General features: G+C 52.2%; 10 protein-coding genes. 9 read left to right on the forward strand and 1 reads right to left on the reverse strand.

Features of this window, described 5'->3' with window-relative positions; all coding sequences use genetic code 11:
* Positions 1–12: 12 nt before the first annotated feature.
* Positions 13–1,137 (reverse strand): YifB family Mg chelatase-like AAA ATPase, encoded by a 1,125-nt coding sequence (locus DQG23_RS00275; RefSeq protein ID WP_113028803.1) that lies wholly within the window; start codon positions 1,135–1,137, stop codon positions 13–15.
* 353 nt (positions 1,138–1,490) lie between these two features.
* Between DQG23_RS00275 and DQG23_RS00280 the strand changes: the two genes are divergently transcribed.
* From DQG23_RS00280 to codY, 9 genes are all read left to right on the forward strand, one after another.
* Positions 1,491–1,760 carry a hypothetical protein gene (locus tag DQG23_RS00280; RefSeq protein WP_238177693.1) on the forward strand — a complete coding sequence of 90 codons (270 nt, stop codon included), beginning with the start codon at positions 1,491–1,493 and terminating at the stop codon, positions 1,758–1,760.
* A gap of 456 nt (positions 1,761–2,216) precedes the next feature.
* On the forward strand, positions 2,217–3,377 hold the full coding sequence (gene sucC / locus DQG23_RS00285; protein ID WP_113028804.1) for an ADP-forming succinate--CoA ligase subunit beta: 1,161 nt from the start codon (positions 2,217–2,219) through the stop codon (positions 3,375–3,377).
* A 37-nt stretch (positions 3,378–3,414) separates the two neighbouring features.
* Positions 3,415–4,347: a succinate--CoA ligase subunit alpha gene (gene sucD / locus DQG23_RS00290; RefSeq protein WP_113028805.1), complete on the forward strand. Its 933-nt coding sequence runs from the start codon at positions 3,415–3,417 to the stop codon at positions 4,345–4,347.
* 179 nt (positions 4,348–4,526) lie between these two features.
* The gene (gene dprA / locus DQG23_RS00295) at positions 4,527–5,627 is read left to right on the forward strand and encodes a DNA-processing protein DprA (protein ID WP_113028806.1); all 1,101 of its coding nucleotides are present in this window, start codon (positions 4,527–4,529) and stop codon (positions 5,625–5,627) included.
* Positions 5,628–5,663: 36 nt separating this feature from the next.
* Positions 5,664–7,742, forward strand: a complete 2,079-nt coding sequence (gene topA, locus DQG23_RS00300; RefSeq protein ID WP_113028807.1) for a type I DNA topoisomerase — start codon at positions 5,664–5,666, stop codon at positions 7,740–7,742.
* 186 nt (positions 7,743–7,928) lie between these two features.
* Complete coding sequence (gene trmFO / locus DQG23_RS00305; protein ID WP_113028808.1) at positions 7,929–9,254, forward strand: FADH(2)-oxidizing methylenetetrahydrofolate--tRNA-(uracil(54)-C(5))-methyltransferase TrmFO; 1,326 nt, start codon at positions 7,929–7,931, stop codon at positions 9,252–9,254.
* A 142-nt stretch (positions 9,255–9,396) separates the two neighbouring features.
* A complete protein-coding gene (gene hslV, locus DQG23_RS00310; RefSeq protein WP_113028809.1) occupies positions 9,397–9,939 on the forward strand; it encodes an ATP-dependent protease subunit HslV in 543 nt (180 codons plus the stop codon).
* 111 nt (positions 9,940–10,050) lie between these two features.
* Positions 10,051–11,448: an ATP-dependent protease ATPase subunit HslU gene (gene hslU, locus DQG23_RS00315; RefSeq protein WP_113028810.1), complete on the forward strand. Its 1,398-nt coding sequence runs from the start codon at positions 10,051–10,053 to the stop codon at positions 11,446–11,448.
* A 193-nt stretch (positions 11,449–11,641) separates the two neighbouring features.
* The gene (gene codY, locus DQG23_RS00320; RefSeq protein ID WP_113028811.1) at positions 11,642–12,412 is read left to right on the forward strand and encodes a GTP-sensing pleiotropic transcriptional regulator CodY; all 771 of its coding nucleotides are present in this window, start codon (positions 11,642–11,644) and stop codon (positions 12,410–12,412) included.
* Positions 12,413–12,533: the final 121 nt, after the last annotated feature.

Here is a 12,533-nt window from a genome sequence, read left to right on the forward strand (position 1 = left end):
TTGTCCATCAAATCAATTATCATACCCGTTTGTCGTATATACATGTGTGAATTCGCAAGGGTTCATCGATGCGACAAGCATGAAACGGGACGGAAAGCCGTATACCGCACGCGCTCGCCCGATCGTGACATGCCGGTCCTCCAGGGGCTGCCTCAATACTTCGAGCACGGTGCGCGTAAATTCGGGAAGCTCGTCGAGAAAAAGTACGCCGCAGTGGGCAAGGCTGGCTTCGCCGGGCTTCGGAATCGATCCTCCGCCGATCAAGCCGCCTGCGGAAACCGTATGGTGAGGCGAGCGAAACGGCCGTTTCCGGATAAAGCTGCCGCGGTCGGAAAGCTTTCCGGCGACGCTGTATATTTTGGTCACCTCCAGCGCTTCGGTATCGCTCATATCCGGCATAATCGTCGGCAGGCGGCGCGCCAGCATCGTTTTGCCCGTACCCGGCGGTCCGATCATGATCATATTGTGCATGCCTGCAGCCGCTATCATCAAAGCGCGTTTGACGTGGAGCTGGCCGCTTACGTCGGCGTAATCGACCGCATTGTCTTCCTCAGCGGCATGGACGGTCCTATCTTCCGCATGAATCGGCTTAACGACAGGCGTATCCCGGACGGTGCCGATCGTATCCGACTTCGGTTGCGCCTGCGCCAGGTCGCTGAGATGAGAGACGGCGATTACGGTTATGCCGTTAATCAGCTCGGCTTCTTTGACGTTCTCCGCTGCGACGATCACCTTCTCGAACCCTTTAAGCTTAGCTCCGTGAACCATCGACAAAATGCCCGGAACCGGCCGCAGCTTGCCTTCAAGCGAAAGCTCGCCGACCAGCAGCGTAAAGGGAGTCACAATGTCGGACAATTGACCGCTAGCGGCCAGTATGCCCGCTGCGATCGCCAGATCGAAAGACGCGCCTTCCTTCCTGACGTCTGCGGGCGCCAGATTGACGGTAACCCGGGCGAGCGGAAAGGTCAGCCCGCAATTTTTGATAGCGGCCCTGACACGCTCCATCGATTCCCGCACTGCGCTGTCCGGCAAGCCGACAATGGCGGTTTGAGGCAATCCGTTGCTAATATCCACCTCCACCTCGATCATTTGCCCTTCGATACCGTGAATGCATGCGCTGTATACTTTGCCGAACATAACAAAAAACACGCTCCCCCCATAATCGCAAGCCGATAAGTGAAAACGGCTTCCTCTAAACTGGAAAAAGGTGCTTCCTTATCTCCGAATCGCCGGTTCCGAAGCCAAAGTCGGGAAGACGGCAGGTTTCAAAATATAAGACTTAATATGCTTCACATAACAAGTGCTTATATTTTAACGGTAAACGCGCGAGTTCAAGCTAATGCTTACGAAGTCGCTTTCTTCGAAAGCGTTTATCCTTAGTTTACCTATTCTTCATATATCGGCTGAATCCTCTTTGGTCAATAATAAACTGAGAAAAATTGTTTGATTCCGGAGCTCGCTGGAAATACTGGTAAGGAGGTGAGCATACGATGACAACCATGAAAGAAGTTCCTTATTTTTGTCCAAACTGCCGCTCCAACCGGGTAAAATTCAGCGTCGTGACGACGTACTCGCAGCGTTTTATGAAAAATGCGGCTGACGGAACCATCACCGAATCGTTCGAAATGACCCAGGTTCCCGAGGAGGAACCGAATATTCAATGTATGGTTTGCCAATTTGTAGGCAATGAACTGAGATTCGTCAAACAAGCGGAGCGCGAGCCGCGGATTATGACGCCGACGACTCCTTCCTATACGTAAGCGAACCGCTCACACCGATGCAGCTTCAAGACGGCGCATTTTCGAATTCGAAAGTGTGCCGTTTTTTCAAATTCGCTTATCATTTTCGGCTGTTCGATAGTCTTGTAACGCTATCCTTGTAAACGAAGTAAAAAATATCGATAACTAACATTTTTTCAATATATATAAGTATATTTGACAATGGATTCGCTTTCATTTTCAAGTTGCAAATAACATTGTGAAAAAAGATGAAAAGGTGTTACAATAGGTTAGGTTGCAGAGTGGTACTTGAAGACTTGCCTTTAGAAGAAGTTCTTCGGACCCCCGATGCCGTATCAAACAACTCGCGCTCTCTTGGGTGTGGCGGGGTCGGTTTGAAGCGGACTTGAGGAGGTTCTTGGGCTTATTTTTTTGCGGGCTTTTGGTGCCGTCACCGTGTGTTAAAGACAAGCATGAAGCTGATGGGAGGAAGTAAAAATGAATATCCATGAGTATCAAGGGAAGGAAGTCCTGCGACAATATGGAGTTTCCGTTCCTCAAGGAAAAGTGGCTTTTACCGTTGAGGAAGCTGTAGAAGCGGCGAGATCGCTCGGAACGCAAGTGGCCGTAGTCAAGGCGCAAATCCACGCGGGCGGTCGCGGTAAGGCCGGCGGCGTGAAGGTTGCGAAAAACTTGGACGAGGTGCGCAGCTACGCCCAGGATATTTTGGGCAAGGTGCTCGTCACGCATCAAACGGGACCGGAAGGCAAACAAGTCAAGCGCCTGCTCATCGAACAAGGCGTCGATATAAAGAAAGAGTACTATATTGGTCTTGTCGTCGATCGCGGGACAGGCTGCGTCGTATTGATGGGCTCGGAAGAGGGCGGTACGGAAATCGAAGAGGTCGCCGCTCATTCGCCTGAGAAAATTTTCAAAGAAGTTATCGATCCGGCCATCGGCCTGCAAGGTTTCCAAGCGCGGAGACTCGCTTTCAACATCAACATCCCGAAAGAGCTTGTGGGCAAGGCGACGAAGTTCATGACGGCTCTGTATACGGCTTTCGTGGACAAGGATTGCTCGATCGCCGAGATCAATCCGCTCATCGTTACGGGAGACGGTAACATTATGGCGCTGGACGCCAAACTGAACTTCGACTCCAACGCTTTGTTCCGTCATCCGGATATCGTCGCGCTGCGCGACCTGGAAGAAGAAGATACGAAGGAAATCGAAGCGTCCAAATACGACCTTAGCTACATCGCGCTCGACGGCAACATCGGCTGCATGGTTAACGGCGCGGGACTTGCGATGGCGACGATGGACATTATCAAGCATTACGGCGGCGAACCTGCGAACTTCCTTGACGTAGGGGGCGGCGCGACGGAAGAGAAAGTTACCGAAGCGTTTAAAATCATTCTTTCCGACGAGAAAGTAAAAGGGATTTTCGTCAATATTTTCGGCGGCATTATGCGCTGCGACGTCATTGCGAACGGGGTTGTCGGAGCGGCGAAGCAAGTAGGTCTGGATCGTCCGCTGGTCGTTCGCCTCGAAGGCACGAACGTCGACATCGGCAAGAAAATTTTGAACGAATCCGGTCTTAACATCATTGCGGCCGACTCGATGGCGGACGGCGCGCAAAAAATCGTCGCACAAGTGAAATAAGGCTTCCGCGCCCAAGAAGAAAAGGAGTGAATAAGCGATGAGTATTTTGATCGATAAACATACAAAAGTCATTACGCAAGGGATCACCGGCGCAACCGGTTTGTTCCATACCAAAGGCGGACTTGAATATGGCACGCAAATGGTCGGCGGCGTAACGCCGGGCAAAGGCGGCACGGAAGTAAAAATCATGCTGGAAAACGACAGCATCGTGAAGCTTCCTATCTTTAATACGGTTAAAGAAGCGAAGGATGCGACAGGCGCGACGGTTTCCGTCATTTACGTGCCGGCCGCTTTCGCAGCCGATTCGATCATCGAAGCGGTAGAAGCGGATCTTGATCTTGTCATCTGTATTACGGAAGGCATTCCGGTACTCGATATGGTCAAAGTGAAGCGTTACATGGAAGGCAAGCGCACCCGCCTGATCGGACCGAACTGTCCGGGCGTCATTACGCCGGGCCAGATCAAAATCGGCATCATGCCGGGTTACATTCATGAGCCGGGCCATGTCGGCGTCGTTTCCCGCTCCGGAACATTGACGTATGAAGCGGTTCACCAGCTGTCTACCCGCGGCATCGGCCAATCGTCCGCAGTAGGTATCGGCGGCGACCCAGTGAAAGGCTCGGAATTTATCGACATTCTGAAGCTGTTCAACGAAGATCCGGATACGTACGCGGTGATCATGATCGGCGAAATCGGCGGAACGGCCGAGGAAGAAGCGGCTGAATGGATCAAAGCGAACATGACGAAGCCGGTTGTCGGCTTTATCGGCGGCAAAACGGCGCCTCCGGGTAAGCGTATGGGCCATGCGGGCGCCATTATTTCCGGCGGCAAAGGCACGGCTACGGAAAAAATCGCGACAATGGAAGCTTGCGGCATCAAAGTTGCGGCCACGCCGTCCGAAATGGGATCTACGCTCGTCAGCGTGCTTGAAGAAAAAGGTTTGCTTGACAAATGCATCACAAAGAAGTAATCTGACATTCGCAATCGTATAACCGAACATGTTATGCCGTGAAGGTAAGCAACCTTCCATTTCCCGTTTCAGTAACGGGAGGTGGGAGGTTTTTTTGTTAGAAGGGAATGCGCTTTGAACGCATCTCGCCAAATTGCGGGGAAGAGTTTTGCATTAGAAGAAAGGAGTGCTATATACTAATGGATAAACGTTCATTATTGTTAGGGCTTCACGAGCTTCCCGGGATCGGGTGGAAGTCGATACTGCAGCTGCTTGAGTTGCTGGAGGAGCCGTCTCGTCTTCTCAATCGAGACGGCGCCGAGCTGGCCCGCTTCGGCATCGCCAAACAGCGTGCCGAGCAAATAACGGGCAAGCTTTCCGTTTCCTTCATCGAAGAGCGCATTGCGAAATACGAGAAGGCGGGCATTCGCTTCGTCACGATATTCGACCGCGAGTATCCCCAGTTGCTCCGCGAAACGGCTCAGCCGCCTTGGGTATTGTATGCGATAGGCAATCTTTCGCTGCTTGAGGCGGTTTCGGTTGCCGTAGTCGGAACGCGAACGCCGACCGTTTACGGCAAACGAGTTGCGGAAACGCTGTCGGAGGATTTGTCCGCGGCAGGGTTGTGCATCATCAGCGGGCTGGCGCGCGGGATCGACAGCGCAGCCCATCGCGGCGCTATGAAGGCGGAAGGGAGCACGATCGCCGTACTGGGTTGCGGGATCGACGTGGTATATCCGCCGGAGAACGCGGGCCTTTACCGCGAAATCGCGGAGCGCGGGCTGATCGTCGCGGAGCAGCCGGCTGGCATGGCTGCAAAGCCGGGATTATTCCCGCTGCGCAACCGCATTATTGCAGGCATCTCGAGAGGGACGCTGGTCGTCGAGGCGGCGGAGCGAAGCGGATCGCTTATAACTGCGGATCAAGCGCTCGAATGCTCGCGCGACGTATTCGCCGTCCCGGGGCCGATCACCTCCCCCAAAAGCATGGGCGCGCTGTCGTTGATCAAACAAGGAGCCAAAACCGTGACCGGCGCTTCGGATATTATTGAAGAGTATGGTCTATTACTAACTAAAGGGAAGAACATACCGGCAAGCCCGCCGCTGCTCGACAAACGCCTGTCGGCCTTGACGGAAGAAGAACGTCATGTTTACGGGCTGCTCTCTCCGTCGCCGACCTCCTTTGATCATATATTGGAGCATACGCAAACAAATTTTGGACATTTGCATGCAATTCTGTTATCTTTACAAATGAGAAAAATGATCGAGCAGCTCCCCGGACCTGCTTATGTCATTACCTAATCGCAATTCTTATTTTTGAAGGGGGGAAGGCGCACGATGGCAGAATCGTTAGTCATTGTGGAATCACCCGCAAAAGCCAAAACGATCGGTAAATATTTGGGCAGCAAATTTATCGTGAAAGCTTCTATGGGGCATATACGCGATCTTCCCAAAAGCCAAATCGGCGTTGAGATCGAAGACAACTTTGAACCGAAATATATAACGATCCGCGGTAAAGGTTCCATTCTGAAAGAACTGAAAGACGCGAGAAAAAAAGTGAAAACCGTCTATCTGGCGGCTGACCCCGACCGTGAAGGAGAAGCGATCGCCTGGCATTTGGCGCATTATCTCGAGCTTAACGAAGCCGAGCCATGCCGCGTCGTTTTCAACGAGATTACGAAGCAAGCGGTTAAGGACGCGTTCAAGACGCCGCGACCGATCAATATCGATCTGGTGAACGCGCAGCAAGCCAGACGTATTCTCGATCGACTTGTCGGCTACAAGATCAGCCCTCTTTTATGGAAGAAAGTAAAAAAAGGATTGTCGGCAGGCCGCGTACAATCGGTCGCCGTCAAGCTGATCAACGATCGCGAGAATGAAATCAAGGATTTCGTTCCGGAAGAGTACTGGACGATCACGGCTCAGCTAAAGACGGGAAACGCTACGTTTGAAGCCAAGTTTTACGGCATCGACGGCGAGAAGCGCGAGCTTTCGAGCGAGGCCGACGTTCAGCTTATTTTGCAAGCTATTGCCGAAGCGTCTTTCGTCGTAAGCGACGTGAAGGAGAAAGAACGGCTGCGGAATCCGTCCGCTCCGTTCATCACGAGTACCTTGCAGCAGGAAGCCGCAAGAAAGCTTAATTTTCGCGCATCCAAGACGATGTCCGTCGCGCAGCAATTGTACGAAGGGATCGATCTAGGCAAGGAAGGTACGGTCGGTCTTATCACGTATATGCGTACCGATTCCACACGTATTTCGCCTGTTGCGCAGGAGGAAGCGAAGGAATACATCACGGAAAAATACGGCGCCAATTACGTGCCGGAAGCGCCGCGCAATTACTCGAAAAAAGCGGCGAACGCACAGGACGCCCATGAAGCGATTCGGCCAAGCTCCGTTCTGCGGGATCCCGAATCCGTCAAAGAATTTCTGAGCCGCGACCAGCTAAGGCTGTATAAGCTCGTTTGGGAACGTTTTGTCGCAAGTCAGATGGCATCGGCCGTTTTGGATACGATGAGCGTGGACCTTCAGGCAAACAATGCGATTTTCCGCGCTGCGGGATCGAAGGTGAAGTTCCCGGGCTTTATGAAGGTGTACGTGGAAGGGAACGACGACGGGGTTACGGAAGAGGATAAATTCCTCCCTCCGCTGCAATCGGGCGACCGCGTGCAAACCGAAAATATCGATCCTAAGCAGCATTTTACGCAGCCGCCGCCCCGATATACGGAAGCCAGACTCGTTAGGGCGCTCGAGGAGATGGGGATCGGCCGGCCGAGTACCTACGCGCCGACGCTCGAAACGATTCAGAAGCGGGGCTACGTGGCGCTTGAGGAGAAGAAATTTATCCCGACCGAGCTGGGGGAGCTTGTCGTACAGTTAATGGAAGAGTTTTTTCCGGAAATATTGGACGTCGAATTTACGGCCCATATGGAAGAAGAGCTCGACCATGTCGAGGACGGCAAAGAGGATTGGGTCAAAGTGCTCGACCAGTTTTACTCTTCTTTCAAGAAACGTCTCGACGTTGCGGAAGAAGAAATGAAGGAAATCGAAATCCAGGATGAAGTGTCCGACGAGATTTGCGAAAAATGCGGCAAGCATCTTGTTTACAAGATGGGCCGTTTCGGCAAGTTTCTCGCATGCTCGGGATTCCCGGATTGCCGCAACACGAAGCCGATCGTTAAGGATATCGGCGTGACATGCCCCAAATGCGGCGAAGGCAAAATTATCGAACGGCGCAGCAAGAAAGGGAGAGTTTTCTTCGGCTGCGATAAATATCCGGGCTGCGAATTCGTTTCGTGGGATCGTCCGGTCGAGAAGAAGTGCCCGCAATGCCAAGGGATGCTCATCGTCAAGAACTCCAAAAGCGGTTCGCATATCCAATGCGTACAATGTGACTTTAAAGAGGAAGTGGCCGATTAAATCGGTGTTCGTTAGGAAACTAAGTTCCCGGGCAATGCGAGTTTGCGGTTTCTTCCGACTTCGCAGACGAATGCAAGGGGCTTAGTTTTCACTTGTTTGCGGAACTTCATGCGATTCGGTGGAGCCGTTCGCAGCGAAGCGGCTGCGGGATAAGGATGAATATACGGATAGGGGTTGTCATAACGAATGTCAGATATGAAACGTGTTACAGTCATCGGTGCGGGACTTGCAGGCAGCGAGGCGGCATGGCAAATCGCAAAGCAGGGCGTCCCGGTTACGTTATACGAAATGCGTCCGGTACGCAAAACGCCTGCTCATATTACCGACAAATTTGCCGAGCTGGTGTGCAGCAATTCGCTGCGCGCCAACGGTCTTACCAACGCGGTAGGCGTGCTTAAGGAAGAGATGCGGCATTTGGATTCGCTTATTTTATCAAGCGCGGACCGGCATGCGGTTCCGGCGGGAGGGGCGCTGGCTGTCGACCGCGACGGTTTTTCCGGCATGGTCACGTCTTCCTTGCGGGAACACCCATTAATCGAGGTGCGCAATGAGGAGATTACGAGCCTTCCGGAGGGTATCGTCGTTGTGGCATCGGGGCCGCTCACATCGCCTGAGCTTTCCGAAAATTTGAAGCAGCTTATGGGTGAGGAATATTTGTATTTTTACGATGCGGCTGCGCCGATCGTCGAGAAAGACTCGATCGACATGAACAAGGTATACATCGCTTCGCGTTACGACAAAGGGGAAGCGGCTTATATCAACTGTCCGATGACGGAGGAAGAATTCAACGCATTTCACGATGCGCTCGTGTCGGCGGAAGTGGCTCCTGTCAAAGAGTTCGAGAAAGAAATATATTTCGAAGGCTGCATGCCGATCGAGATTATGGCCGCACGCGGCAAACAAACGGCGCTGTACGGCCCTATGAAGCCCGTAGGGCTTGTTAATCCGCATACGGGCAAGCTTCCCTATGCCGTCGTGCAGCTGAGGCAGGATAACGCTGCTGGGACACTGTATAACCTGGTAGGATTTCAAACCCATTTGAAGTGGGGGGAGCAGAAGCGGGTGTTTTCGATGATCCCCGGTTTGGAGAATGCGGAATTCGTCCGCTACGGGGTCATGCATCGGAATACGTTTATCAACTCGCCGAAATGGCTTCAGCCGACCTATCAGTTTAAGGGGCGGGACAATTTGTTTTTTGCAGGCCAAATGACCGGTGTGGAAGGTTATGTAGAATCCGCCGCAGCGGGTCTTATCGCGGGTATTAATGCAGGTCGTTTGGCCAAGGGAGAGGCGTGTCTCGTCTTCCCGAACGAAACGGCGATCGGCAGTATGGCGGCTTATATTACGTCGGCGGATCCGAAACATTTCCAACCGATGAATGCGAATTTCGGGCTGCTTCCGGCGCTTGAAGAGAAGATTCGCAACAAAAAGCTGAAAAATGAAAAGCTTGCGGAACGCGCAATTCAAACAATTCAGAATTTTACACACAATTTAGCGTCAGTTCGCTTGTAAGGCAAAGCATGCGTATGTTACCATTAGTTCGTGTTTATAACAACGGATTCGATTTGAAGCAGCAGCAGAGATAAAGGTCTCGCTGCTGTTTCCCGCGTAAATGCAAGTTCGCTGTTACGGGTGCTAAGGAGGAGACGAAACCATGAGCCAGTTTCATGCCACTACGATTTTTGCTATCCGCCATAAAGGAAAAGGTGCGATTGCCGGAGACGGACAGGTAACGTTCGGCAACAGCATGGTTATGAAGGGTCATGCCAAAAAAGTGCGCCGCCTATACCGCGGCAAAGTGATCGCCGGTTTTGCCGGCTCCGTAGCGGATGCCATTACGCTGTTCGAGAAATTCGAAGGCAAGCTGGAGGAGCATCACGGCAATTTGCAGAGAGCTGCCGTAGAGCTCGCCAAAGATTGGCGTCAGGACCGCGTTCTGCGCAGGCTTGAAGCGATGATGATCGTGATGGACAACAGCGGTTTGCTGCTTATTTCCGGTAACGGGGAAATCATCGAGCCTGACGACGGAATATTGGCGATCGGTTCCGGCGGAAGCTTCGCGCTTGCGGCAGGCCGTGCCTTGCACAGATATGCGCCGGAAATGCAAGCCAAGGAAATCGCTAAAGCTGCGTTAGAAATGGCAGCGGAAATTTGCGTATTTACGAATCATAATATTATAGTGGAAGAAATCGAATAGCCGGAATGGCGGGATTTATTTAATAACCGATTCGGCTTTCGCCGGTTAGATTTGCGTCCGGGCAATAACATCTATTGACGCCGCCAGGCGTTATCCTTGGGAGGGACTGTCATGAATAATAGCGCACTGACGCCTAAAGAGGTCGTTTCGGAGCTTGACAAATATATTATCGGACAGAACAAAGCGAAGAAGTCCGTTGCCGTAGCGCTTCGCAACCGTTACCGCCGCAGTTTGCTTGACGAATCGCTTCGCGATGAGATTATCCCGAAAAATATTTTGATGATCGGACCGACCGGAGTCGGGAAAACGGAAATCGCCAGAAGGCTTGCAAAGCTGGTCCAAGCGCCTTTCGTTAAGGTGGAGGCGACGAAATTTACGGAGGTCGGTTATGTCGGCCGCGATGTGGAGTCGATGGTTCGCGATCTTGTCGAAACGGCGATCCGGATGGTAAAAGCCGAAAAAACGGAGAAACTCAAGGATAAGGCGGAAATGCTTGCGAACGAACGGATCGCGATGATCATGGTGCCGGGGCCGAGCCGCGCGAAAACGCAGCGCAATCCGCTCGAGATGCTGTTCGGCAATCAGAACCAATCCTCCAATAACGATGAACCGGACAACGATCCGGCGGTTGCCGCCCAGCGCACCTCTATTAAGGAACGGCTGGCGAAGGGCGAGCTCGACCAGGACATCATCGAGATCGAGGTCGAGGATAACGCTCCGAATATGCTCGATATGCTCGCAGGGCAAGGAAACGAGCAAATGGGCATCAATATGCAGGAAATGTTCGGCAATTTGATGCCGAAGCGCACCAAGAAACGCAAGCTGCCCGTGAAGGAAGCAAGGAAGGTGCTCGTTCAGGAGGAAGCGCAAAAGCTGATGGACATGGATGAGGTGATGCAGGAATCGATTCGGCGCGCCGAGCAGTCCGGCATCATTTTCATCGACGAAATCGACAAAGTGGCGAGCAGCGGCAGAGGAAGCGGCCCGGATGTGTCTAGAGAAGGGGTTCAAAGGGACATTTTGCCTATTGTGGAAGGTTCTACAGTCATGACCAAATATGGGCTGGTAAAAACGGACTATATTTTGTTCATTGCCGCTGGGGCGTTCCATATCGCGAAGCCGTCGGATTTGATTCCGGAATTGCAAGGACGGTTTCCGATTCGGGTCGAGCTCACCAATTTAACGCATGAAGACTTCGTCCGAATTTTGAAAGAGCCCAAAAATGCGCTTACCAAGCAGTATACGGCCTTGCTTGAAACGGAAGGGATTCAGGTCGAGTTTGCCGATACGGCCATTGACGAAATGGCGAGGATCGCCGTTCAAGTGAACCAGCATACCGAAAACATCGGCGCGCGCAGGCTGCATACGATTTTGGAGAAGCTGCTTGAAGACTTGTCGTACGAGGCATCCGATCTGATGCTCGAGAAATTTACGATCACGCCGGAGTATGTCCGCGAGAAGCTGGCCGACATCGCCCAGAACCGCGATTTAAGCCAGTATATTCTGTAAACGAGCGTTCGAAAAGCCGGCTTGACGGCAACGGATCCGATGCTCGCAAGTCGAGCGCTACGGTGCTCTGCGGCCGCATGCCGGCTTTTTAGGTTTAGGTAAACGCCTGCGTCAGTACGCTTGTAGGCATTTATCCTAGACGACCTCGGTAGTTCCTGATTCATCGTTACGAATTTGTCGGGAGGCAATAGCAATGACTTTACTAACGAAGACGAGAAAACTGAACCGATTACTGCAGCAAGCAGCAGGGAAAACCGTCAGCTTTATGGAAATGTCCGAGGTGCTGCGCGACATTATCGGCGCTGATGTATTTGTCGTCAGCCGCAGGGGGAAAATACTCGGATTTGCCAGCGTCGGTCCTTATCGGTCCGAGGAGCTGCATCGAATGGTAATGGAAGAGAGACGTTTTCCCGCGGAAACGAACGCTTTGCTGATGAGAATCGAGGAAACCTCGTCTAATGTTGATCATGACAGCAATTACGGCGCAATCACCGATCAAATTCACCGGCTGTTCGAGCAGGCTCAAATAACGATTATCCCGATTACGGGCGGAGGAGACAGGCTGGGGACGCTTGTTTTGACAAGATCCGAACAAACGTTCGTGGATGATGATCTGATTTTGGCTGAATACGGAGCGACGGTCGTCGGCATGGAAATTTTGCGGGAGCGGGCGGAAGAGAACGAAGAAGAAATGCGAAGCAAAGCGGTCGTACAAGTAGCTGTAGGCTCACTTTCATTCAGCGAGCTCGAAGCCGTCGAGCATATTTTCGAAGAGCTGAAGGGCAAGGAGGGGCTGCTTGTCGCCAGCAAAATAGCCGATCGCGTAGGGATTACCCGTTCCGTCATCGTGAATGCGCTGCGCAAGCTGGAGAGCGCGGGCGTTATCGAGACGAGGTCTCTCGGCATGAAAGGCACGTATATAAAAATATTGAACGAGCAGCTCGCGCACGGTTTGAACCAGTAATGCAATGTTAAGAGTCGGTAAAAAGTACCCATAGAAAGCGCTGTCTTCTAAAGATAGGGCTTTTTTCTTATTGTTTTGATCTGTAAGAGTATGCCATATTTAATACGTTTCGTATCAACAT

Origin of the sequence: Paenibacillus contaminans (assembly GCF_003285015.1) — a bacterium.
In the GTDB taxonomy this organism is placed as follows: domain Bacteria; phylum Bacillota; class Bacilli; order Paenibacillales; family NBRC-103111; genus Paenibacillus_V; species Paenibacillus_V contaminans.